Origin of the sequence: Halopseudomonas oceani, from assembly GCF_963677335.1 — a bacterium.
In the GTDB taxonomy this organism is placed as follows: Bacteria; Pseudomonadota; Gammaproteobacteria; order Pseudomonadales; family Pseudomonadaceae; genus Halopseudomonas; species Halopseudomonas oceani.
Window position 1 is genome coordinate 1,901,062 of record NZ_OY781932.1, and the last position, 25,659, is coordinate 1,926,720.

11 protein-coding genes are annotated in these 25,659 nt (G+C 60.3%); 7 read left to right on the forward strand and 4 right to left on the reverse strand.

The genetic code is table 11. The features are described 5' to 3' along the window. Window positions 1–17: 17 nt before the first annotated feature. The 4 genes from ACKPCU_RS08955 to ACKPCU_RS08970 all read right to left on the reverse strand — a co-directional run bounded on the left by ACKPCU_RS08955 (window position 18) and on the right by ACKPCU_RS08970 (window position 1,886). Window positions 18–383 (reverse strand): Spy/CpxP family protein refolding chaperone, encoded by a 366-nt coding sequence (locus ACKPCU_RS08955; RefSeq protein ID WP_321351524.1) that lies wholly within the window; start codon window positions 381–383, stop codon window positions 18–20. 103 nt (window positions 384–486) lie between these two features. Continuing rightward, window positions 487–1,167 carry a response regulator transcription factor gene (locus tag ACKPCU_RS08960; RefSeq protein WP_104738293.1) on the reverse strand — a complete coding sequence of 227 codons (681 nt, stop codon included), beginning with the start codon at window positions 1,165–1,167 and terminating at the stop codon, window positions 487–489. Next, the gene (locus ACKPCU_RS08965) at window positions 1,164–1,568 is read right to left on the reverse strand and encodes a hypothetical protein (RefSeq protein ID WP_321351526.1); all 405 of its coding nucleotides are present in this window, start codon (window positions 1,566–1,568) and stop codon (window positions 1,164–1,166) included. Before ACKPCU_RS08965 ends, ACKPCU_RS08960 begins: the two co-directional genes overlap by 4 nt. Window positions 1,569–1,583: 15 nt before the next feature. Then, window positions 1,584–1,886 (reverse strand): YciI family protein, encoded by a 303-nt coding sequence (locus tag ACKPCU_RS08970; protein ID WP_104738170.1) that lies wholly within the window; start codon window positions 1,884–1,886, stop codon window positions 1,584–1,586. Between the two features lie 162 nt (window positions 1,887–2,048). Between ACKPCU_RS08970 and ACKPCU_RS08975 the strand changes: the two genes are divergently transcribed. From ACKPCU_RS08975 to ACKPCU_RS09005, 7 genes are all read left to right on the forward strand, one after another. Further along, window positions 2,049–2,903, forward strand: coding sequence for a PHP domain-containing protein (locus ACKPCU_RS08975; protein WP_321351530.1), 855 nt, complete (start codon window positions 2,049–2,051; stop codon window positions 2,901–2,903). 30 nt (window positions 2,904–2,933) lie between these two features. Beyond that, window positions 2,934–3,578 carry an L-threonylcarbamoyladenylate synthase gene (locus ACKPCU_RS08980; RefSeq protein WP_104738172.1) on the forward strand — a complete coding sequence of 215 codons (645 nt, stop codon included), beginning with the start codon at window positions 2,934–2,936 and terminating at the stop codon, window positions 3,576–3,578. A 125-nt stretch (window positions 3,579–3,703) separates the two neighbouring features. Further along, window positions 3,704–4,882, forward strand: a complete 1,179-nt coding sequence (locus tag ACKPCU_RS08985) for a tryptophan--tRNA ligase (protein WP_229744396.1) — start codon at window positions 3,704–3,706, stop codon at window positions 4,880–4,882. 3 nt (window positions 4,883–4,885) lie between these two features. Beyond that, window positions 4,886–5,761 carry a segregation and condensation protein A gene (locus ACKPCU_RS08990; RefSeq protein WP_104738294.1) on the forward strand — a complete coding sequence of 292 codons (876 nt, stop codon included), beginning with the start codon at window positions 4,886–4,888 and terminating at the stop codon, window positions 5,759–5,761. Then, window positions 5,742–6,587, forward strand: a complete 846-nt coding sequence (gene scpB, locus ACKPCU_RS08995) for an SMC-Scp complex subunit ScpB (RefSeq protein ID WP_321351535.1) — start codon at window positions 5,742–5,744, stop codon at window positions 6,585–6,587. Before ACKPCU_RS08990 ends, scpB begins: the two co-directional genes overlap by 20 nt. Window positions 6,588–6,652: 65 nt before the next feature. After that, complete coding sequence (rluB, locus tag ACKPCU_RS09000; protein ID WP_104738175.1) at window positions 6,653–7,555, forward strand: 23S rRNA pseudouridine(2605) synthase RluB; 903 nt, start codon at window positions 6,653–6,655, stop codon at window positions 7,553–7,555. Window positions 7,556–7,719: 164 nt separating this feature from the next. Beyond that, window positions 7,720–25,626, forward strand: a complete 17,907-nt coding sequence (locus ACKPCU_RS09005; RefSeq protein ID WP_321351536.1) for a leukotoxin LktA family filamentous adhesin — start codon at window positions 7,720–7,722, stop codon at window positions 25,624–25,626. The last annotated feature ends 33 nt before the right edge of the window (window positions 25,627–25,659 follow it).

Sequence of the window (25,659 nt, forward strand, 5' to 3'; positions counted from 1 at the left end):
GGTCTCTTGGTCAGGGTTCAACGGTTGCAGGGTTCGCCGCGTGGCGGGCGGTTGTCCCGGCGCTCCTGCATGAACTCGCGACGTTGCGCGCGCAGTTCTTCCATTCGCTGGCGCTGCTCTGCGGTCAGAACCGCTTCAAAGCGTGCTTTGCTTTCTGCGCGCAGGGTCTGGAACTTTTCGCGTTCTTGCGCGCGAATCTGGCTCAGTTGAGCTTTTTGTTCATCGGTCAGTGAGAGTTCTTCGGCCATACGGTCGAAGCCTCGCTGGTACATTGAGCCGTCACGGGGCTGCGCAGGCATGCCATCCGTTGTGGGCGCGGCCATCAGGCCGGCAGACAGACTGGTGGTCAGCAGCAGGGTAGCGGCAAGCAGGGTCTTTTTCATGGTCGTTCTCCGTGGGTGTCTGACCGGGGAATCCGCTCATTACCTGCAGAGTCTAGCGATCGCTTTGTCAGCAGCGGCCTGCACTGGGTAAAGATTGTGTAAATCAGCTGCCCAGCAGATAGCCGCGACCGCGGATGGACTGAATGCGGGGGCGCCCGTCCGGATGTGGACCCAGTTTGCGGCGCAGATTGCTGATGTGCATGTCCAGGCTGCGATCATAGTTGCCCAGCGGTTTGCCCAGCGCCTCGCGTGACAGTGTTTGGCGGTCTACCACCTGAGCCGGCCTTGTCATCAGGGCACGCAGGATCAGTGCTTCGCTCTGGGTAAGCTGCAGGGGCTCGTCGTCCAGCCAGGCCATCAGGTTGCCGCCGTCCAGGCGCAGTCCGGCATGCATCAGCATGTCACTGGCGCCGTCCTGGGCAGGCTGGCTGCGCCGCAGCAGGGCGCGCAGCCTGGCGACCAGCTCGCGCGGATCGCAGGGCTTGGCTAGGTAGTCGTCGGCGCCGAGTTCGAGTCCCAGAATGCGGTCAACTGGCTCGCCGCGGGCGCTGAGCATCAGTAGCGGTGTCTGGCAGCTTTGGCGCAGCTCACGCAAGATTTCCAGCCCATTCATGCCGGGCAGCATGACGTCTAGAATAATGGCAGCGTAGCTGTCTGTGCGGGCAGCCTGCAGTCCGCCGGGACCGTCGTGATAGCAGCTCAGGGCGAAGCCTTCGGTCGCCAGCCAGTCACGCAGCAGGTCGCAGAGCTCCTGATCGTCGTCGATGATCAGGACCGGGGTCAGTTCAGCCATTCGCGGCGCTTCGACCGGCCTATCTTCGCCAGCATGAAGCCGGCCAGCAGGCTCAGCGCGACGGTCAGACCGCCAACCATGAACCAGCGCTGCTGCTGGGCCATCAGGCGCGATTGCGCTTCCAGCCGCGCGGCCTGGTTTTCGTTGCGCAGTTGCTGGTTTTCGTCCTGCAGCTGGGTCAGGGCATCCGATCCGTCGCCGGCGGCCAGCTGATCGGCAAGTCGCTGGCGCTCGGCTTCAACCTTGGCCAGCTCGGCCTGAAGGGTGCCGACGTCCTGCTGACTGGCGGCGGTTTCGGTTGGTGTCTCGCTGGGTGTGTTGTCCGCGGTCTGGGCGGAAGCGGTGCCGACCAGTCCGCACAACAGCAGCGCTAGGGTAATGGGTCTTAACATGGGCTGCATCCTTGATCAGGCCGGGAAGACACGCTTGAAGGGTTTGATGGTGACGTGCTGGTAGACGCCTGCGGCGACATAAGGGTCTGCGTTGGCCCAACTTTGCGCATCCTCCAGTGAGGCAAACTCGGCCACCACCAGGCTGCCGGTAAAGCCGGCACTGCCCGGATCGTTGCTGTCTACCGCTGGCAGCGGTCCGGCCAGCAGCAGTCTGCCCTGGTCCTGCAGGACTTGCAGTCGGGCAAGGTGGTCCGGGCGGGCGGCGAGGCGAGCAGCGAGGCTATCGGGTACGTCGGTGGCCATGATGGCGTAGAACATGTGGGTTCCTTGCAGTGAAATGTACGCAGACGCGTTTGGTTGTCTACCGGCAGAGCCTGTTCTGGTTCGCTTGCTGCGGTCTGCTTGGGGTTGTCAGTGCTTAGGCGGCATAATAGGCGAAAGCCCCGCCGCCGCGTCAAGCAACCCGCCAGGAGAGTTCCCGTGATTGTTGATCTGCACATGCATAGCACCGCGTCTGATGGCAGCCTGGGGCCCGACGTTCTGATGCAGCGAGTGAAAGAGGCAGGGATCGATCTGGTTGCGTTGACCGATCATGACTGCATCGACGGTTTGGAGCAGGCCGCCGCCACCGCCAGGCAGCTGGGTGTGCGCTGGGTTAGCGGAGTAGAGATGTCGGCCCAGTGGTTCGGCCATACCCTGCATATTCTCGGTTATGGTTTTGACCCGACAGCGCCTGCGCTCACCGACGCTCTGGCCAATGTCAGGGAAGGGCGCTGGAGTCGCGCCCGGCAGATTGGTGAACGGTTGGCAGGCAAGCGCATGCCCGGCGGGTTCGAGGGTGCCGTCGCGGTGCAGCAGGCTGCCGGTGGCGATGTGTCGCAGCCTCCGGGGCGCCCACACTTTGCCGAATGGATGGTGCAGGCCGGGCACGTACGCGATCACGGTGAGGCGTTCCGCAAGTGGCTGGGTGCCGGCAAGCTCGGCGACATTCGCCAGCATTGGCCAACTGTTGTGGAGGTTGTCGAGCAGCTTCGCGCTGCTGGCGGCATGGCGGTCATTGCTCACCCGTGGCATTACGGCCTTACCCGCAGTAAGCTGCGTGCGCTGCTGCGCGAATTCGCCAGTGCCGGCGGACGCGGGATTGAAGTGGTCAACGGCAAACAGCCAGTTGATCAGGTCGCCTATCTGGGCAAGCTGGCGGTCGAGTTTGGTTTTCTTGCCAGCTGCGGCAGTGACTTTCACAGCCCTGATTCCCCCTGGACCTCACTCGGTCAGATGACAGCCATGCCGGTCGATTGTGAACCGGTATGGGAGAATCGGCTGTTCTCCAGCTAAACTGCAGTTAAAACAGCCTCGCGAGGGCACATGAGCCAGTTCTTTCAGATTCATCCGCACAATCCGCAGGTCCGCCTGATTCGTCAGGCCGCCGATATCATCCGCCAGGGTGGGGTAGTCGCCTATCCGACTGACTCGGCCTACGCGCTGGGTTGTCAGTTGGGCAACAAGGCTGCGCTGGAGCGCATTCGCCGGCTGCGTCAGCTGGATGACAAGCACAATTTCACACTGGTCTGTCGGGACTTGTCCGAGCTGGGTGTCTACGCCAAGGTCGACAACACCACCTTCCGTTTGCTGAAAGCCACTACGCCCGGTCCCTATACCTTCATTCTGAATGCCACCAGTGAAGTACCGCGGCTGTTGCTGCATCCCAAGCGCCGAACTATCGGTCTGCGCGTACCGGATCACCAGATTACGCTGGATCTGCTCGAAGCGCTGGGCGAGCCGTTGCTGAGTGTGACCCTGATTCTGCCGGACGACCCGCTGCCGCTAACCGACCCGGAACAGATTCGGGATCGGCTGGGCAAACTGGTTGATCTGATCATCGATGGCGGCGCCTGCACCGTAGAGCCGACCACTGTGATCAGCCTGCTCGATGGCGAGGCAGAGCTGCTGCGCGAAGGGCGGGGCGACCCCGAGCCATTCGGCCTCAGCCGTGATGAAATTCTTGATTGATTGGCGCCGGGCGCTGACGCTTTGCGCATTATCGGTATAATCGCCGCTGAGCAAATATCACAATACGTCTTTTTCAGGAGTTCCCCTTGAGTTCTGTCGATTCGCAGCGCCGGGTTCTGTCAGGCATGCGTCCTACCGGGCGTTTGCATCTGGGCCACTATCACGGCGTGCTGAAAAACTGGGTGAAGCTACAACACGAGTACGAGTGTTTTTTCTTCGCTGCTGACTGGCACGCGCTGACCACCCACTATGAAGATCCGCAGAGCATCGAACAGAACGTCTGGGACATGCTGATCGACTGGCTTGCCGCTGGCGTCAGCGGTACCTCGTCAACCATATTTATCCAGTCGCAGGTGCCCGAGCACGCTGAGTTGCATCTGCTGCTGTCGATGGTCACTCCGGTCAGCTGGCTGGAGCGCGTGCCGACCTACAAGGATCAGCAGGAAAAGCTCAAGGATCGCGATCTGGCCACCTACGGCTTCCTTGGCTATCCGCTGTTGCAGAGCGCCGATATTCTGATTTACCGCGCCGGTCAGGTGCCGGTTGGGGCTGACCAGGTCGCGCACGTCGAGATTACCCGCGAGGTGGCACGCCGCTTCAATCACTTGTACGGCAAGGAAGTCGGCTTTGAAGAGAAGGCCGAGGCTGCTATCAAGAAGATGGGCAAGAAGGCCGCCAAGCTGTATTCCTCGCTACGCAAGGCGTATCAGGAGCAGGGCGATGGCGAGGCGCTGGAAACCGCCCGTGCGCTGCTGAAAGAGCAGCAGAACATCACTCTGGGTGACCAGGAACGTCTGTTTGGTTACCTGGAAGGTGGCGGCAAGGTCATTTTGCCTGAGCCGCAGGCACTGCTGACACCTGATTCCAAGATGCCTGGGCTGGACGGTCAGAAAATGTCCAAGTCGTACGGCAACACTATCACCCTGCGTGACACCACCGACGAGGTGTCGGAAAAGGTTCGTCGCATGCCGACCGACCCTGCTCGGGTGCGCCGCAACGATCCGGGTGATCCGGCCAAATGTCCGGTGTTCCAGCTGCATCAGGTCTATACCGACAAGGCCACCCATGACTGGGTGCAGGAAGGTTGCCGCAGTGCGGGTATTGGCTGTATCGATTGTAAGAAGCCGGTCATTGATGCCATCAGCGCCGAACTCGAGCCCATGCAACAGCGGGCAGCCGAGTACGAGGCCAACCCCGATGCGGTTCGGGTGATCCTCAACGAAGGAACTGAGCGCGCACGTGATGCTGCTCGTGACACCTTGATCGAAGTGCGCCAGGCCATGGGCCTGCAGTACCGGCAGTGAATGATGGCTGACCCAACGCAGGACGCTGAGGTCAGCCCAGACGCCGAAGCCGCGGTGGATCGCTCCCGCGGCATAGGCCGGCAGCAGGAGCTGCCGCTGGCCGTCGTTTATGGCGAGGCCTACACGGAAGTCCCGCAGGACCTCTACATTCCCCCTGAGGCCCTCGAGGTCTTTCTCGAAGCTTTCGAGGGGCCGTTGGATCTGCTGCTGTACCTGATTCGCAAGCAGAACATCGACATTCTTGATATCCCCGTCGCTGAAATCACCCGCCAATACATGTCCTACGTCGAGTTGATGAAGGCGGTGCGGCTGGAGCTGGCGGCCGAGTATCTGGTGATGGCGGCGATGCTCGCCGAGATCAAGTCCCGCCTGCTGCTGCCTCGTCCGGAAGAAATGGAAGAGGATGAGGGAGACCCGCGGGCCGAGCTGATTCGCCGACTGCAGGAGTACGAACGTTTCAAGAAGGCGGCCGAAGATATCGACGCACTGCCGCGCATGGGGCGCGAGACCTGGGCTGCGCGGGTGGAGGTCGGTGAGTTGCCGAGCCGGCGCGCCCACCCCGACGTCAGCATGCAAGAGTTGCTGCTGTCATTGTCGGAAGTGTTGCGGCGGGCAGAGATGTTTGAGAGCCACCAGGTCACCCGCGAGGCGCTGTCTACCCGCGAGCGGATGGCTGAGGTGTTGGACCGTTTGAAGTCAGGTCAGTTTGTGCCCTTTGTCAGTCTGTTCAACGCCAGTGAGGGCAAGCTTGGCGTGGTTGTCACCTTTATGGCGGTGCTGGAGCTGGTTAAGGAGCAATTGGTTGATCTGGTGCAGAGCGAGCCGCTTGCACCCATTCACGTCAAAGCGAGGGGAGAGGATGAGTCAGCCGCCGATTGAGCACATCATTGAAGCCGCCTTGCTGGCTGCTGGTCGCGCTTTGTCGATCGACCGCCTGCGCGAACTCTTTGATGAAGACCGGATGCCCGGCTTTGACGATATGCGCAAGGCGCTGGAAAAGATTGCCGCCAGCTACGAGGGTCGCGCGATCGAGCTGCGCGAGGTGGCCAGCGGCTGGCGCCTGCAGGTGCGCGAAGCCTATGGGCCCTGGGTAGCTCGGCTTTGGGAGGAGCGCCCGCAACGTTATTCCCGCGCTCTGCTGGAGACGCTGTCGTTAATCGCCTATCGTCAGCCGGTCACCCGGGGTGAGATCGAAGATATCCGTGGCGTGGCGGTCAGTACCCAGATTGTCAAAACCCTGCTCGACCGCGAGTGGGTGCGTATTGTCGGTCATCGTGATGTGCCCGGTCGCCCTGCGATGTACGCCACTACCCGGCAGTTTCTCGACTACTTTAATTTGCGCAGTCTGAACGAGTTGCCGCCGCTGGCGGCGGTGCGCGAAATGGACGAGTTGGACCTGGAGCCCGAGCTGGCGCTGTCTGCTGAGGGAGAGCAGTCGGACCAGACTGAGGCGGCCGTTGACCAGCCCTGGCTGCCGGTGGAGCCGCTCAAGCCGCTCGATTCGGAAGAGGGGCAGATCGGTTTTCGCAATCTGCTTGATGAACTCAATGCGATGGAAGCCAATCTCAAGAGTGATTTTGATGATATGCCGGTTTCGGACATGCCGGTTTCGGACATGCCGGTCTCGGACATGCCGGTTTCGGACACGCCGGCGACCGATGGGCCGGATCAGACAGATGATTCCGACGAAGAGCCTTTGAACTGATATAGCTGGCACACAGGTGTCAGTGTTATCCTGCTCGGCTTTTATCTACACCGGGAGGTGCTCCAATGACCGACGAATTTGAAGTAAACGACAGCCCGGCGGCCCCCGCCGCTGGTGAAAAACTGCAGAAAGTTCTGGCCCGCATGGGGCTAGGCTCGCGCCGCGAAGTGGAAGGCTGGATTGCCGCCGGTCGCGTCAGCGTGAATGGTCAGCGCGCCGAGCTGGGCTGCCGCGTTGACAGCATGGATCAGATCAGTGTTGACGAACGTCCCTTGCGCCGCGATCTCAGCTCCGAAGTCGTGCGCCGCGTAATGCTCTATAACAAACCCGAGGGCGAGGTCTGTACGCGCGATGATCCGGAGGGGCGCCCCACCGTTTTTGATCGTCTGCCGCGCCTTAAACATGGCCGCTGGATTAACGTCGGTCGCCTCGATATCAACACCAGCGGATTGTTGCTGTTCACCACTGATGGCGAGCTGGCGAACCGGCTGATGCATCCATCCTGGCAGATGGACCGCGAGTACGCGGTGCGTGTCATGGGTGAGGTGGATGACGAGATGATCGAGCGTCTGAAGGAAGGCGTTATGTTGGAAGACGGTCCGGCCAAGTTCACCGACATTGTTTCTTCTGGCGGTGAGGGTATTAACCGCTGGTTTCACGTCTGCCTGATGGAGGGCCGCAACCGCGAGGTCCGCCGTCTGTGGGAGTCGCAAGGTGTGCGCGTCAACCGCCTCAAGCGCGTGCGCTTCGGGCCGGTCTTTCTGGGGGCTGAGTTGCCCGTTGGTCGCTGGCGCGAGCTGAAACAGAACGAGCTGGACGCGCTGAGCATGGAGGTTGGTCTGGAGCCGATTGCGCTGCCGGCGATGAAGACCAGTGACAAGGAAAAGCTGCAGCGTCTGGCGCGCAAGCCGTCTATGCACCAGGCCCGTCAGCCACGCGGCGGTCGCAAGCCGACACGTTCGCGGTGACGTCGGACTTTAATCAATGTGACAATGAATTGTCACATTTGAGGGTGCTCTAACACTTTTGAGGTATTTTCGACGGTTTTAATTGTTCCTGCCCCTGCATGTTGATAGCCTGCGAAATCATCATTTCCGTCGACAGCGAGGTTGACATGCGCGGCGCAGGAAGCATGGTAAAGAAAGCAGGCAAGAACCGGGTAACCAGCCGGGTTTTCAAGCACCATCCACTGACAGCTTTGATGCTTGCCTCGGGCATGATGCCTGGCTGGACGCTAGCCAACGACATCATCGTGTATGCCGGTGCTGGCGGATCGACCAATACGTCGATTGTCACCAATGGGGTTAATACCGATATCACGACCGCTACGGTGAGAGGCCAGACGGGGTTCAACTCCTTCAGCAATTTCACCGTCGATGCCGGCAACACGGTTAACCTCCACGTCCCGGGTGGTGCCAATAACCTGGTCAACCTGGTGCATGATTCGCGCGCAGTCATTAACGGCACCCTCAACGGCCTCAAGGGTGGCAAGGTCGGCGGCAATATCATCTTTGCTGATCCGCATGGTTTTGTCGTCGGCGCCAGTGGCGTCGTCAACGTCGGCAGCCTCACTGTTACGACCCCCAATACCGCGACTATGAACGAGTTGCACCGGATTGCTGCCGTCGATGGCGCGGTGACCGGGGATCAGGCTGATGAGTACGTTGCCAAGCTCGCTGCTGGCGAGCTGCCGAGCGCAGAACTGGCCAGCGACGGCAGTAATGCCATTGTCATCCAGGGCATGGTCAATACCAACGGTTCGATCAATCTGCATGGTGCGTCAGTGCTGGTTGAGGCGACCGCAAAGCTGCAAGCAGGTACTGACGTTGCCCGCGAGGTCTTCAACAGCACGGTAAACACCGAGGGTTTGACCATTGGTGATGGTGTTGTTCGTGGCGATGGCGGGATTGTCATCACCGCAACCGATAACGTTGAGCTCGCCGGCGAGCTTGCTGCACTAATGGCCGACGACTCGGGTGCGCAGGTGCAGGTTGCTGCGCGCAAATCGTTGGAATTGAATGGTAACGCGTTGATCAGCGCTGTCGGTCAGAATGACCAGGATGGTGGCGATGTCACCATCGAGTCGCCGTCGATTACGCTCAGTGACAATGCTCGGGTCGTCACCCGCGCTACCGGTGCTGGCAGTTCGGGTGATATTGCCCTCAATGCGTTGAGTGATATCAGCTGCACCTTCTGTGACGAGGATGCCGAAGCGCAGACTCTGGATGAGCTGAAGAATGGTATTGAGCGTCAGGCCAATCCATGGTTGTCGGCCAATCTCGGCAAGGCTGAGATCATCATTGGTGAAAATGCAGAGCTGGATGCTGGCCATGCCACCGGTGCCAATGCCGGAGATGTCACTCTGGATGCCTATGGCCTTAATCGGCAGATGGCAGGGTACGCTGAAGCCAGCGCCCGGATTGACGTGGACGGCAGTATCACCGGGCGCAACGTTACCATCACAGCTGATGCGCGTGCCGGGGTTGCCCGAGATATTCTCGGTATGCTGCTCAGCAAGTACGACCTCAAGAACGACATCGCCCAACTGGCATCGGATAACGGTTGGACCGAGGCGGAAAGCTGGGCGAACGTGCTTGATACGTTGGCTGATCCTATCAAGGCGTATGCTGGCACCACAGACACCAATGCCTTTCTCGAAACACCCACCAACTTCACCGAGCTGACCCTGCTTGTGCCGAACCTTTCGGCCTACATCGCCAAGGCCGATGCGGTTGTTGATATTGGCTCCACCGCCAACATCGATACTTCCGAAGACCTGACTGCCTGGGCATCCACCTCGCGCAATGTTTCCAGCTCCACCTGGAGTATTCCGGTTCTCGGCAAGAAAATTCCGTTCGGCTTCGATGCCGCTTACGGCCAGATTTCCGGCTTGACCGAAGTGGCTATTAACGACGGTGCCACGCTCAACGTAGGGCAAGATCTCACGGTAGTCGCGCACAGCGACAACAGCCTGTCAGTTACCGCCGCTGCGGAAAACAGTGTGGATGGCGGCGGCAGTGCGCTGAAGACCATGGGGCTTGGCTTCGGTATGGCGATGAGCGATATCAGCACCCGTGCCGTGGTAGCCGATGGCGTCAATCTGAGCGTTGGGCGCGATGTCAGCGTGCTTGCCCTGACGGAGCAGGAGCTGGAGAACAGCGTCAGCTTCAAGGCCAGTGGCGAAGGGGCAACCGGCGGACCCGCTGTTGGGGTATCGCTGTTCAACAGCGATACCTATGCGGAATTCAGCGCCGATCTCTCCGGTGCGCGTAATCTTAATGTCAACGCCGCCAATGTGGTCTACAAACAGATTACATCCGTTTCCGTATCGGCCGGCGCCTCCGAACCCGGCTATCTCGACAAGCTCAAGGAAAAAGCCAGCGAACAGGTAGCCAAACCCGTTACCGATTACCTGGGCAATAGCCTCAAGGGTCTTTTTGGCATCAAGCCTGAGTCGAAGGAAGAGGGTGGGTCCAAGCCGGCAACCGACAGCCAGTTCCGCCTGGCCTCGGCAATTGATGTGACCTTGGCCGACCACAGCGTTAAGTCGGTACTCGGTGGTGGCAGCAGTGCACCGGTTATCGATATCAGTGGCGACCTGGCAGTTCAGGCCTGGCAGCAGCAGAAAAGCCTTCACAACGCTGCCGAGAGTACGGTCAACGCGTCCGCCAAGCGCGATGACGGTAGTACCGATGGTGCTGAAGTATCGCTGAGCGTTGCTGCCGTCTACACCGAACTGGATCAGCAAACCCACGCGATTATTGGCGACGGGACTCAGGTGACCGCCGGCCGTATCGGCGTTGGTGCCCGATTTGATCAGCCCATCGGGCTGCTTGGCCTGGATCGCTGGAGTTCGCTCAAGCAGGTCTATGCCAACCTCAAGCTGCTGAGCGAAGGTCCGCAGGCGGTCATCGGCAAGATCGCTACCCAATACGCGAATTCGACTGGCGAAGCAGACAAGCTCGGTATGGCGGGCTCGTTGTCGATTCTGCAGAACCGCATCGATACCCAGGCTTGGGCCGGGGACAACGTCAATCTCACTGCTACCTCGACCGACGATGCGGCCTGGTCAAGTCTGCTGGCGGCAATACTGCCAGAACTCGATAGCACCACGGCGCTGGAAGCACGCCGCGAAGCCCTGCGCACGCTGGGTTGGGAATGGTCCGCTCCGTTGCAGGTGACGGCAGATAATCAGTTAGAGCAACTTGTCATTTCGGGCAACTTCGACGGACTGTTCGGCACCACCAGTGAGGATGGCGGTGCGGTGGGCGCGGGGCTCAATATCCAGATTACCGACAATCAGGCGATTGCCGGTATCGGGGCCAATGGCAGCCTGACGGCCGACGCTGTAAACGTGGGCGCGCTGCAGGACGAGCTTCTCATTGCCGTCAGCCCGTCCGCGGGCAAGGGCGCGAGCGTTGCAGGCAACGGCTCAGTGGTTGTCAGCGTGGTCGACAGTGCCGTACATAGTTCGATCCATAGCAGCACCGACGTAACGGCTGACACGGTCAACATCGAAGCAGAGCACCAGCTTGGCCTGTGGAGCGCTGCTGGCGCCATTGCCGCCTCGGAGAATACCGGGGTGGGTGTTGGTGTCGCCGTCAATGTGGTGAATACCGACGTTTATGCGCTGGTTGGCGATAACGTCGGCTGGCGCCCTGACTATCTGTCCGCCGGTCTGGACGACAGCAGCAAAGGCAGCTGGCTGGTTAATGACCTGACCCTCAGTGCGCAGAGTTCCGGCCAGAGCGGGGCCTTCTCGATTGCTGGTGCGCTGGCACGCTCGGAACAGGAGCAGGAACAACAGGAAGAGGTGGCCAGCCAGAGCGGCAATGCCGATGCCGGCTCACAGGAGCAGGCTGGCAGCTTGGGTGAGGCGATCAAGACGTCGCTGACCAACGGGCTGGCGCTGATTACCGGCGAAGTGCAGAACGCTAAGGACAAGGCCGTTTCCACCGGTGAAGCGGCGATGGACAAGATCAGCGAGTATTGGGGCAAGCTGCAGACCGCATTCAATGGTGATAGCAGCAGCGACGGCAGTGATGGCACCACCAAGGAAGGTCTAAGCCTGGCAGCGGCAGCTTCAGGCAGCATCAACGTGTCAGGCCAGAAGAACCGCGCCCACCTTGGCAACATCGTACTGGATCCGCGCGATAGTGATGGCAGCAAGGTCAATGTTCTGTCGCTTAATCAGACGCACCAGTTCAGTGGTTCTGGTGCTGGCGCACTGACGTTGTCCGGTGGTGACAAGAGTCAGCACAGTGCAGCCCTCGCCGGTGCGGTTGCCTACAACCAGCTCAACAACGTTACCGAGGCGCTGATGCAGGATACCGTCCTGCATGATAATGATCTGCTCAAAATCCAGGCCGCCAGCGGTGGCGACCAGATTGCCATGGGGCTTGGCTTGGCAGTCGCCGCTGGTGGTGAGAGCAATGTTGCTGTCGCACTGTCCGGCTCCGCCGGGGTATTCAACAATACAACGCGGGCAGCCGTCATCGATAGTGAGGTTGAGCAGCGCGGCGCTGCGCCAGGCACCATCGCCGTTAATGCCTATGACCGTTCCCGCTCACTGCTGGGCGGTGGCTCCTTTGCCGTAAGCAAGGAAAAGGGCGGGAGCGCAGGTGGCTCTATGGTGCTTGCCATCATGGGCAATGAGCTTCAAGCCGAATGGCTCGGCAGCTCGGCGAGCGACTTCGACAGTTTCGAGGTCAAGGCTAACAGCGCCTCTCGAGTGCTGGCTGGCGCCCTGGCGGTTGCCGCGAGCACGGGTCAGCAGAGTGGTTCAGGCGCTGGCTCGTTGTTTGTTGTGGTGATGAACAACAAGGTCAAGGCGAACGTCGACAAGACCGACAACGGCGATTCGTCACTGACCGGGGCAGACGTAACCGTCGCCGCCGCCAGCGTTCCCGGTGGTGATGCGCTGAACGATATCTTCAACTATGACGCCAGCGCCGACACTACGCTGAGTGAAACCGGTCTGGACATGACCGGCAGCAATGCTACCTCGCAGATCGAGGTCGAGTCAGAAACCAACGACGAACTGTTCAGTGAAGACGGTATTGATACCAATACCGACGAGTCTGCCAGTACCGCCGATACCACCACGCGCAACCTGTTCGACAGTGGCGATATTGCCGGCGAAGCGGTGCTCGCCATCGCCGGCAGTGTCGCCGGCACCAGCGGCAAGACCGCAGTGGGTGGCGCCATTGGCGTGGTCTACAACGGCAGTGATTACAGCGCCAGCGTTGCCAATACCGATATTGATCTGACTGGCGATCTGGGTATCACGGCTCGCAACGAAACCGACGTGCTGGCGGGCAGCATCGGCGCGGCGGTTGCTTCCAATGTCTCGGTTGCGGGTTCCGCTACCGCGCTGATCGGCCGAGGTAACGTCTCCGCTGAGCTGGACATGACCGGCCGTACCCTCAAGGCTGATGACCTGACGGTGCAGGCACTGAAAACCGGTGGTTTCTACTCACTTGCGGGCAGCATCTCTGGCAGTACCAACACTGCCGCTGTTGGTGCGGCGTTCAGCATCAACGACATGCAGCAAAGCGCGAGCGCGAATGTCACCGGCGGCAGCTATGAACTGACCGGCGATGCCACCCTCAACGCCGCTCAGCAGAGCCGGATTATCACCGCGGCGCTGTCGGGGGCGGTATCGGCGAGCGGCTCCGGGGTGGGTGCGGCGATGACCTACAATCGTATCGCCGACACCACCACAGCCGAACTCAGCTCTGCGCTGATGACCGCACGTAACCTGACCATTTCTGCCAGCCAACCCAATCTGGGCGCCAGCATCTGGTCGCTGGCCTTCAATCTGGCAGCAGGCGGCGGTACCGCTGGTGTTGGTGCCGGCGTCGCCGTCAACCTGATCGACGCCGAGCGCGCAGCGAAACTGACCGATAGCACGGTCAACCTGAGTGGTGATGCAAGCCTTGAATCGGCGCTGGACGGCGAAATCTGGAGCATCGGTATTGATGCTGCCGGTGGCGGAACAGCGGGTGTGGGCGGGTCCTTTGCCGCTAATAACATCAATGGCAATGATGAAGTCAGCATCTCAGGCAGTACCGTCAACGCCACTGGCAGCGACCAGAGCCTGTCTCTGGATGCCAGCGCCGGGGCCGGTCTGACTATTGCCTCGTTGGCAGGCTCGGTAACCGGCGGTGGTACAGCGGCCGTTGGTCTGGCAGCGTCGGTGAACCGCATTGCGGCAGACCGCAGTGCGCTGGTTCAGAACAGCAGCGTCATCCATGGTTTTGCTGATGCAAGCCTGAAGAGCGGCGTAGAGCAGGCGATCTATTCCATCGCCATTGCCGGTGGCGGAGCGGGCACTGTCGCGGTCAACGGGGCGACCACAACCAACATTCTCGATGGTGAAGAACGCGCCGAGATTCTGTCCAGTGAGCTGACCTCTGTCAGCAATCTGTCCCTCTCGGCAGCAGAGGGCTCGCGCACCATCTGGGGCCTCGGCGCGGTCATCAATGGTGCCGGTGGCACCGCTGTCGGCGCGGCCAACGTCAATAACGTCATTCTGGCCAAACGGATAGCGCGAATAGACGAGTCTGCGCTGTCATTGTCCGGGACACTTAATTTGGCCAGTGGCGGTGACGCGTTGATTCGCTCTGCTGCATTGGGTGGCGGCGGTGCCGGTACCGCGGCTGTAGGTGCCTCTATCGCGGTTAACGTGGTTGATGGCGAAGAGTCCGCCAGCATTGAAGACAGTGACATCGAAGGCGCTACCGCACTCACCGTCGAGGTGACCGAGGGCCAAGTCGATATCAAGACGCTGGCAGGTAACGTTCAGGGTGCCGGTGCGGGCGCAGGGGCCGGTGCGGTTGCGGTCAGCACCGTGACCCAGGTACGTCAGGCCTGGATCAGCGACAGCTCGCTGGATCTGGCTACCGGCGCGGATGCTCGGGTTGAGGCGCTTACCCGGGCCAACATCGATACACTGGCGCTCAGCGGCGCCGGAGCAGGGACTACTGCTGTCGCTTTCTCCAACACGACTAACAATATCGATGCGCGCACCTATGCGCGGGTACTCAACAGTGGCGGTGACGCAGACCTGATGCTGGTCAAGGCGCGTGATGAGTCCAGTATCAACTCACTTTCTGGTGGTGTTGCCGCCGCCGGTAGTGTCGCAGTGGGTGTTGCTACGGCGGTCAACCGTATCAACAACGATATTGAGGCCAGCGTTTCTGGCCGACATACGGACGGCGGTTTTGCACTGAACGATCTGGGGGTACAGGCGCAGTCTGACGCGCAGATCAAAACGATGTCTGTTTCCGGCGGCTTCTCCGGTACCACTGCCCTTAATGGTGGGGTTTCAACCAGTATTCTTGATACCCGAGCGCGTGCACTGATTGACGGTGGCGCTGGTGTGCTGGCGCAGAACAATGTCGCGGTGACGGCGTTTAATGGTGACATCATCAACTCCTACGCCGGGGTCGTGGCCGGCAGCGGCAACGCCGCCGTTTCCGGTCTGGTGACGATCAATGTGTTGCAGAGCGAAACAGAGGCTGCGATTCGTGACGCTGCAACCGAGGTGACCGCGCTGGCGCTGGGTGCCGGCGTTTCGGTGGATAACGGCGAAGTGGATAACGCGCCGGACACCGAAGCCTGGGCTGATGCTGAACAGTTCAATCCTGTGCTCAATCTGCAGACCGGCTCCGAGCTGATCAAAGGGGTCGCGGTAAGAGCCACCTCGCTGCAGCAGACCGGCCAGACCAGCGTTAGTGCTGCCGTCTCTCTGGTGCCAGTTGCCAGCGCCTCGGTTGGCGGTGTGAGCAATACCCAGGTACTGGGTGGTGCCACACTGGCTGCGATTGATGATGCCCAGATCAACCAGAGCAATACCAATGCGGCCGCCGACCAGCAGGTCAGCGTGGGGGCCGCCAGCCACAGCTACAGCTTCGGTGGTGTGCTCAACGCGGCGTTATCGCTCGGCTCTGCCGCGCTGGCGGTGACTGCGGATACCGGCACCATCAGTCGAGACGTCACCGCGCGGGTGCGCAGCGCCAAGGTCACCAGCCGCGGCGCGATGGATGTTGATGCCAGCGCCACCAACTCCGCCAGCAATATTGTAATCAGCGCCTCTGGCGCACTTGCCGGTATCTCCGGCAGCGCCAGTGTGCTGGTGCTTGAAGGCACCACTGAAGCGCTGGTTGACCAGGAAAGTGATCTCACTGTTGGCAGCCTGACGGTCTCGGCCGACGCGATCAACAGTATGGCGCCGAGCGCAGATACCGCCAGTGGCGGCGTTGTGGGTGCGGGCGCGGGGGTGGCCGTCGGCTACAACCGCAGCGTGGTGCGTGCCTGGATTGGTGCTCAGGGCGGCTCCAGTGAAGGTCGCACCAAAGTCACCACTAAGGGTGACGTCAGCATTGAGGCTAACAGCCTGACACGCGTGCTGGCCAATAGCGTCAGCGTGTCTGGCGGTGGTGTTGGCGCCGCGGGCTCGGTCAATGTCATGGTGATCGAGAATCAAACCGAAGCGGGCGCCGGGCGCCTTGATCTGGGTAGTTCTACCGATCGCGCGGGTAACCTGACCGTATCTGCGACTGATCGTCTGAATGCCCTGAGCAATGCCGGTTCTGCAGCGGTGGGTGGGGTTTCGCTTGGTGCCAGCGCCAACGTGCTGGTTGCGAACAACGCGACCCGTGCACAGTTGCTGGATAGCAATCTCTGGTTGTCCGGGGATTTTGATTTGACGGCTCTGCGTGAAAGCGATGTTCAGCTGTATACCGTCACTGGCGGTATCGGCGGCAGCGCCGCTCTAGGCGGTAGTATCGGCGTTATTGTGCTGGGTTCCGGCGCAGCGAAGACCGATGACGTAGACGCGATGGACGAGCTGGACAAGGACGGCGCTGGCAGCCTGTCCATGGTTGATAAGATGACGTCCCGCCAAACCGCAGAGATCGATTACAAGACTACCGAATACAACAGCACTACTGGTGAGTACGACGTCGTCACTCGCAAGAACAGCAGCGAGACTGACTGGGTCAATCAGCAAGGGCAAATCGGCAGCACCGGTGACCGCTTGCAGGACGGCACTAGCTACAGGCACGAAACAGTCGCCCGCATCAGTCAGGGCACGGTAGATGCGCTGGGCGATGTGAATGTCCGGGCAACCGACGCACTGTATACCTACAACCTCAGTGGTTCGGCCCAGTTGTCGGGTACCGCAGCGGTCGGTGCCGCTGCCAGCTTTACCCTGTCGAATGCGCGGGTCAGCGCAGAGGTTGATCCGTTGTCTTTGACCAGTGATCAACTTGATGTCGCAGCTGAAACCGTCAACCTCTACAGCGACAAGAACGCGGTTGTTATCGACGCAGTTACCGCTTCTGCCGGTTTTGGTGTTGGTCTGGGTGCCGGTGTTGGCGTTGCCGTGATGGACAATACCGTCTCCAGCCGCCTTGGGGGTGACCTGAACACGACCGGTCTGCAGACCAGTGCAACTGATGCGCTGGGCCTGGACGTAAGCGTGCTGGGTGGTCAGTTTGGCGCTGCTGGTGCCGCCGGTATCGTCGTGGCCTTTGGCGAGCGCAACAGTGATGTCAGTGTCTCAGTCGATGATGATGCGGAGCTTTCGGCTGCTGATGACATCACGCTGGCGGCCAGCTCCGAGGGCAGCAGCACGGTGAAGGCGCAGGGCGCCTCGGGCGGGTTGCTTGCCGGGGTTCAGGCGACTGTCGCCACGGCGCACGATGCCAGCAAGGCGCGCATCAGCGTTGGCCAGGACGCACAGCTTACGGCGGCCGACAGCCTGTCTCTGACGGCGACGGCAACGCCGCAGCTCGAGGCTGAAGGGCTGGGTGTCGCGGTGGGTGGAGCGGTGGCCATGGGTGGCACCGTTCTGCTGGCCAACGCCGAGGCGGAGGCCGACGTTACGTTGGCCAGCGGCAGCAAGTTGAGTGCACACGAAGGCAGCGTCGGGGCGGCAATCGAGCGTAATGGCTCGGCCAATTCGGTCTACGCGCACGGTGTCGGCGTTGCCGGTGGCCTGGGGTTGTCAGTCAACGCGGTTGTGGCTCGAGCGGTGAATAACACCAGCAGCACGGTGACTGGCGAGGTCGGCAGCCAACTCGTAGGGTTGAGCGCGGGCGGCCAAGGTGCAAACTGGACGCTGGCGGCGTCTACTGAGAGTCGTCAGCGCGCCAATACCAGCGGCGTGACTGTCGGCCTGCTGAGCATCGGCGCCAACATCGCCGAGGCAGGTTCGACCAATACCACCAACGCCAATATCAATAGCGCATTTTCCGGTGATCTGGCAGCACTGCGTGTGGCCGCTTCGGCAACCAACGACTCAGAGGCCAGCAGTGTGGCGGGTCAGGGTGGTTTGGTCAGCGGCGCAGCGGTGCAGGCCAAGACTTGGGATGATGGCGTTACCGAGGCCAACTGGCTGGCTCAGGGGGCTGGCGGCGGGCTACTGCAGGCCGACAGCGCAACACTGGACGCTACGCATACCAGTTACATCAACGCCTTTGTCGACAGCACCAATGCGGGTCTGGTTGGTGCCAGCGGTGCATACGCTACCAATACGGTTGATGCGCAGGTACGCAGCCGGTTGATGAGCGGTTCTGCGCTGAGCGTTGGTGACTACAGCCAGTCAGCCCTCGGTAAACTGGTCAAGTCCGAAAACAGTAATTACAACGTGACCTCCGGGTCCGGTGGCGTGGTGGATCTGCCGGCGGCCAAGAGCATTACTACCGTGCGCTTCATCACCGAAGCGCTGGTTGGTAACAATGCAAATCTGCGGGTAGATGGTGATTGGCGTAATCCGGGCGCGTTGGTGATTCTGGCGAAGAATGATTTTTATGCCCGGGATAAGGTCAAGCTGGACGCCGGTGGCGCGATTGCCGTAACCCGCGCGGAGTCGCGTGTGGATGTCGAGCAGGCTGATGCGTCTGTCGTGATCGGCAGCGGGGCTGATGTCTACAGCGTAGGTGCCATGACGCTGGCCAGCTCCACTGTGTCGGATATCGATGCGCGTGCCAACACTAAGGCATACGGCCTGGCTGGCGCGGCTGAAGGCTACAGTCTGGCTCGGGTCAACGCCCAGCATGCGGTTGATATTCAAAGTGGTGCGCACCTGCGCGCTTACGGTGACGTTAAGCTGCTTGCCGGTGCCGATGCGTCCGGGCAGGCCAATTCGGCAACGCTGGTAGCTCGCACGGACCTCTGGAACAACACTGCTTTCCCGGTTAACAACGATCCGGTGGCGCGCGCAATCTATCAGCGCGATCAGGACATCACTATCGCCAGCGGAGCGCTGGTGGAGAGCGTGGCCGATGTCTACGCCTACGCCGAACAGGGCTATGGCAACCTGACCGGTAAGGGCGTAGGCAAGGACCTCTACCGTGAGGCGGCGGCGGCTGTCGTGAATGGTCTTGGCAAGCTGGTCGGTGCCGGGGAAGTGTCCTTCGACATCAATTACGACTACACCGAGAACAGCCACAGCTCCAATGTTGTTGCTGATGGCAATGTCTACAGCGGTATTTTCAACCACCAGGTGCTGGAAATTAACGACCTGGACTTTGATACCACCAACGAAACCGTATCGGTGGTGGTGGGTGAGGTCAGTGATGGCATTACCTACGAGCTGAAGACCGGCGAGTACGTGCAGGTGTTGAGTGCGCGTGAGGAGCAGTTGAACAAACAGCTGCGTGACTACGGCCTGTCTGAACCGGATCGGCTGGCGATTGAGGCCGAGTTGCGCCTGCTGCGCCAGCGCATGACTCAGCTGTATCTGGAGATGGGCGGTGTCATTGAAGGTGAGGGCGACCTCAACTTCGATACCTTGCCGCGTGATATCGCTATCCAGATTCTGGAGGTTGACCCGATTATTGCGCGCCCGGGCAACATTCTGGTTCGGGGCGACACGCTGACCGGCAGCGGTAATCTGCGTGCACCGGGTGATGCCAGCATCGAGATCACCAACAAGAGCGCAGCATTCCTCAGCATCACCGATCTGGAAATCCCCAATCGCGAGGGCGGCCTGCTGCGCTTTAACGGCGCATCAATGGAGAACAACGCAGATATCACCAACGCGAACCTGGGCGGCGCGAGTGCCGGATTTGGTGAGATTCTGGTTGCGGCCAATTCGCCTGCACCGCAGATTACCATCATCAACAGCTACAACCCGTCGACTGGCGGCAGTTATGACCTCGGTAATGGACTGACCTTGAAGCAGCCTGCGCCGGATCTGTTCGTCACCGGGGCCATTCGTAACCTGCGCGGTAACGTGTCGCTGACTGCCAGTTACGGCAGCGTCAACATCAACGGCGAGGTTCGGGCACAAAGCATCAGTGTCAGCGCGGGTCGTGACTTCATCCTCAATTCGTCGACGCCGTTCTACCATGTGGGCGGTGACCCGAGCTCCAACGTCACTGACGGTTATCTGGATGGCCCGGTTGCGGGGACCGGTACTGTGGCCGGCAACAATGTTGCCATCAGCGCTCAGTACCTGAATATCAATGGCCTGCTGCAAAGCGGGGTTGCCGACTGGTCAGTAGTGATCAACGAGGCGGATTTCACCAGCAGCGATTTCCTCAAGGCGTCTTCGGCGTTCACCAAGGGTACTGGCGAACGCTATTACCAGTTGCGCCCGAGTGATGCCCGTACGGGTACTGTTGGTTACAGCTATGACTTCCAGACCGGCAATATCGTGCTGGACGCGGTAGAAGTCGGCGGTGGCTACATGGAGCTGACTGGCCATATTCTCAGCACGGGCAATGGTCAGATCAACGTCTTGGACGGCTACAGCCGCGTCAATGTGGTCAACAACAGCAGCCGCACCCTGCAAATATCTGGCATCGACCTTGGGTCAGGTGTCGAGGGTACGCTGCGGATCAACGACATCAACTACAGCGGTGAGTTCAAGGGTAACGACACGGTTACCTCGACTATCTACCAGCGGGTAGGGGATGACATCCAGGTCTATCGCGGGTTGAGCAATGAGGTGGCAACCACCGATGCCTACCGTGTGGCAACCTATGACAGCACCCGCGATACCAGCTACGCCGTGCGTGAAGGACGCAGCTACGTATGGCTGACGGGCCAGGACTACACGCAAACGCAGGTGTACGAGCGTTATGTTGACAAGTTCTGGAGCCTGATCAAGACCGGTGAGTGGGATTACGAAAAGCTGGTCGAGAGCCGCGAAGGGCCGCCGACATTTATCCCCGGCGCCGATTACATGGGCAACTACCTGACCTCCGGTGGTTCCAGTCTGTCGGCGGGCGAGGTGATGGACGAGAGCAGTACCGTCAACACCGATACGCCGATTTCCTTCAAGGAGCACTGGACGTCCTGTGCCAAGCACTTCATCTGGTGTCAGATCACCCGGTATCACGAGCGTGAAACCGTCACCAGCGGCAAGAAGGAAATCGTCCGCAAGACTGTCCGTGCTGACTTGCCGATCAGTATCAGTTTTATCGGCAACGACACTGGCCGAGTTACGCTGACCGCGAATGGCGACGTTGTGCTGGCAGGCTCGATCTTCAACGAGACCGGCACCACCAGTATTGATGCGAATAACCTGACTCAGGCGTCCGAAGAGTATGTTGTTGCTGCCAAGGACCTCAGCCTGCGGACCAAGGCAGGTATCGGTTCTGAGGCACAGGCGCTGAATGTGCAGATGTCCGGTGGCTCGCTGAGCGCAATCAACCAGAGTGGTAACGTCTACCTGCAGACGCTGAACGGTGGCGTCAACCTGGCTGATCTGAGCACGCGCTTTGGCGATATCAATCTGTCTGCACAGGGCAATGTGACTGCCAATGGCGGCACGGTGATCAGTGGCCATGCGATTAACCTGACCAGCACCCAAGGCTCGCTTGGTGCGCTTGGCGCGGCGCTGAAAATCAACACCGACAACACCGCAGGGCTATCCGCAGCGCCGTCCAGCCCGGCACTCTTTACCGCGTCGGCCGTGGGTGATGTGGCGATGGAAGAAGTCGCCGGTGATCTGCTGGTGAATCAGGTGGTGGCCGGCGGTGATGCATCCATCAGCGTTACCGATGGTGATCTGCTCGACGGCAACGCCAATGACACCTTTGATTTGCGTTCGCTGGATGAGCTGGTTGCCCTATGGGAAGAGATGCAGCTTAGCGGTGACGGCGCCGAAGAGGCACTCGAGCAGCAAAAGACGGCACTGGTCAATGCCGGTAATGCCCGCTACAGCCGCTACTGGCAGTTGCGTAATTTGCGACTTGAGGGTGGTGATCTGGTTGCGGATGACTACGATCCGGACTTCCAGCCGACGTTGAACTCGGCTCAGGAAGCTCAGCTTCGCGACGTTTACGGCTGGAACGATCAGCAACTGGCTGATTACAAGGCTGACATGGCTTCCGAGTATCAAAGTCTGCACACCGAGTTTGGCGGCCAGAGCTACAACGCCGGATTCAACTATGTTTTGAGTGCGGCAGAGTTGGATGGCGTTTCGCAGGGCTCAAGCTGGAGCACTGAGCAACTGCTGTATTCCATCTCCCGCGGTCTGCTGCGTGGCGAGGGTGGTGCCGGTGCAGGCAAGGTGGAAGGCCTCAACATCGATGCCCGTAACGTTATCCTGAATGCCAATGCAGTTGGCAGTACCCTGGCAGAGGATGTCGTAATTGATCTGTCTGCCGGTTTTGCCGGGTTGACCACTGAACAGCGTGCGGCGCTGGCCGGCGCTGAAGCGGATGACATCATCATCGATTCCGACAACCCGGACATCATCCGGATCATTCAGCGTGAAGACGTCGATATCGCCGCCCGTGGCAGCATCAGCGTGCAGGCTGACGCTGACGTGTTCCTAGGCGGTACCACCGACTTCAACCTCTACGGTGTTTCGGGCGATCGCATTGAGCTGAAGACTGACGGCAGCATTACCAGCGCCAATGGCAACAACCTGGTCATCAACGGCAACGACATTTTGCTGGATGCGGGCGGAACCATTGGCGCCGCGGATCAGGCCCTGTACCTCAAGGCGCTGGGCACACTGACAGCACGTGCGCAGAGTCTGAATCTGGTGCATGACGGTGATCTGACCGTTGACTACCTGCTGGGCCGCCAGGGCATCCGCCTGCAGGTCGACAATGGTAGTCTGTTCGTCAAGGACAACAGCTTCGGCGGCGTCTGGCAGGAAGTCGAGCACCTGGCCGGCGGCGATGTCAATCTGACTGTCAGCGGCGATATTGGCCGCGACGGGGAGCGCCTGAACATCTCCTCCAATCCGGGTGATCTGGTCAATCTGGACGTCGGAGGCAATGCTTGGCTGGGCGGTATCCAGGGTCTTGCGTCGACGCCGGGAGCGCTGCGCTTCAATGATCTGCAGGTGACTGGTCGTCTTGATCTGGCCAATATCTACAACCTGCAGCAAACCGGCGATTGGCAGCTCGGCGCTCTGGCAGTGGACGTGCAGAATAACTGGCTGGCTGATGTCGGCACTGATATTCAGGCTGCTGGCGGCATTATCGGCCAGGCAGGCAACCAGTTGTCGCTGGGTAATCTGACAGCCGATAATGCCGCAGCGGGTATCAGTCTGACCGCTGCGACTATCGAGCAAAATGCCGATGCGCTGATGTGGTCTGCCGCTGGGGCGCTGGACCTGAATGCCCAAGGTGATATCGGTGCGTCCAGCCGCTATCTGCGTGTTGCCGGTGATCAGGTCAGTGCGCGCAGTGATAACGGCGACCTTTATCTGAGCATCTTTGGTCCGGTGAGTGGCGGCGATCTGGTCAGCCTGGCGGGTAATCAGTGGCTGCGTACTGCTGGCGATGTGACGCTGGATCAGATTGCTGCGGGTGCGGGTGTCTCTGGCGACATCGCCGGTGTTCTGACCGTGACGAATCTAGACGCCGGGCTTGGTGTCGAGTTTGCCGGTGCGCACTTGGAAGTCGGCACATTGACTGCGCGCAATGGCGACGCACGATTTGATCTGACCCAAGTTGGAGTGGACCAGCTGTCCGTCAGTGATCACCTGGATCTGCTCACCTCCAGCAGCTGGCGCCTTGGCACTGTTGAGGTAGGGGGCAATGCGCTGATTCGTCAGCAAGGTGCGACCGACGTTATTAATAGTTACACCTCTTTGTTGGTGGACGGCGAGCTCGATCTGCAAGCCAGCGGGCACGTCAATGGTGGCAATGCGCAGGCTGGCAGCGATGTGTCCTATCAGGTTGGCTCCGCGCTCTTGGGCGACATTACCAGTACCAGTGCTGGCATCAGCCTGAATGCGGCTGGAGATCTGACAGCAGGTGCGTTGGCGACACCGGCTGGTGCTATTCAGGTTGCCGGCGGCAACCTGGTGGTCGCGCAGGCTGAGGCCCTGAACACCATCGACATGACGGCTAATGGCGACCTGACGCTGGGGCTGGCGCGTGCGGGTCAGAACATGACGCTGACTACCCTTGCTGGATCTGCCGGCGACATCCGCTTTGGCAGCCCGGTCACCAATGATGCCGAGCTGGTGCCGGATCACCTGTATAGCGGTGATGATCTGACAGTCGAGGCTGATGGCGATGTCATCGGCGGTAATCTGGCCGCAGAAGATCAGCTGTATATCTCCGGTAACAACCTGAGCTTGGGGCGTGCGCAAAGCTACACCTCGGACGTGCAGATGCGTGCAGTCAACGACATCTATGCGCGGCAGGTGATTGCGCTGCGGGATATCGGCATCATCGCCGGTGGCGACCTAACCATGGACAGCTATTCGGCTGAGCGGCTTTCGTTGTCGGCCGGTCGGGACCTGACTATAGGCTTGGGTGGCAATCTGAATGTCAGCGGTTATGCCGAGGCCGGCCGGGACATCTTCTTCCAGATCGGTGGTGATGTGGACCTGCTGGGCATGCGCGCAGGACGAGACGTCACAGTCATCACGGATGGCTTCATCAATGTCGGTGAAGTGATCGAGGCGGGTGGCAACGTCGACTTGCAGGCCGCAGGCGCGGTAACTGTGGGTGAGCGAATCGACGCGGGCGGCAACGTGGATGTACTCGCTGGTGGCCTGTTCAGTGTACCGGAGCTGACCGCTGGCGGCTCAGTCAGCGCACAGGCCGATGGCATCAGCCTCGACAATCTCACTGCGGGAGCTGATATTGACCTGCTGTCAGGCGGCTTTATTCGGGTAACCGATACCAGCCGTAGCGAAGGAAATCAGCACTGGGAAGCTGACGAGGAAATCAGCTTCCAGCGGTTGCTGGCTGGCGGTCAGGTGCTGCTTGATAGCCTGCTCGATACCCGTGGTACCCAAGTGGTTGCTGACGGCGGCCTGACGGCCAACGCCGGCTGGCGTGGCGGTGTTGCCACGCCAGCGGTCATTGAGCTGCAGCAGGTAACGACGCCGACAGCAAGCCTTTGGGCTGGTGCTGCGATCAAGGTGGCGGACGCCCAACTGGGTGAGTCTGCGGATCTGCACGCCCAGGACGTTCAGTTGGATGGCACCCATACCGGCACTGGCGCGTTGCTGCTGCGGGTTGAAGGCCTGAACAATGACGGCGCAGCGGGTGATCGCTTCGTAACCAGGCTGCAGGCCAACGCCGTACTGACATCGCTGCTGGATATGGTCTACACCGATTTCGAAACCAGCGCATCGAGTGCCGGCTTCGATGACATTCGTAACGCAGACTATCTACGTTTGTCGACGCCGCAGGTACTGCTGATAGCGGATAACTTGTCTCCTGTATACCGCCCGGCAGCCGATGTTCAGTTGTATGAGCTGGACAAGGGATTCTGGCTCTACCAGACCGATGTTACCAGCTACACCAACGCCTACGTGCTGCACCGCGCCGCGACTCATCTGGTGCGCGTGCCGAACTTCGCCGAAGGCCACCAGGACGGCGGCGTTGACTATCAGGGCATTACGGCTGCGCGTTACGCCCAGGCGATGCTGACGCCCGATCTGATGGCGCTGCGTCTGGGGCAGTTGATGAATCAGGCTGCCGGTATTCCGCCGGCGCCGAGCAAGCAGGTTCAGGTTCCCGGGCAGATGGGTCCGGTTAATCTGCAGTGGCCACAGGGTTCAACCAACAATGATGACGAGGAACGGTGGGATATCTGATGACAACGCAGGCAAGGAACAGTAAGCGAGTAT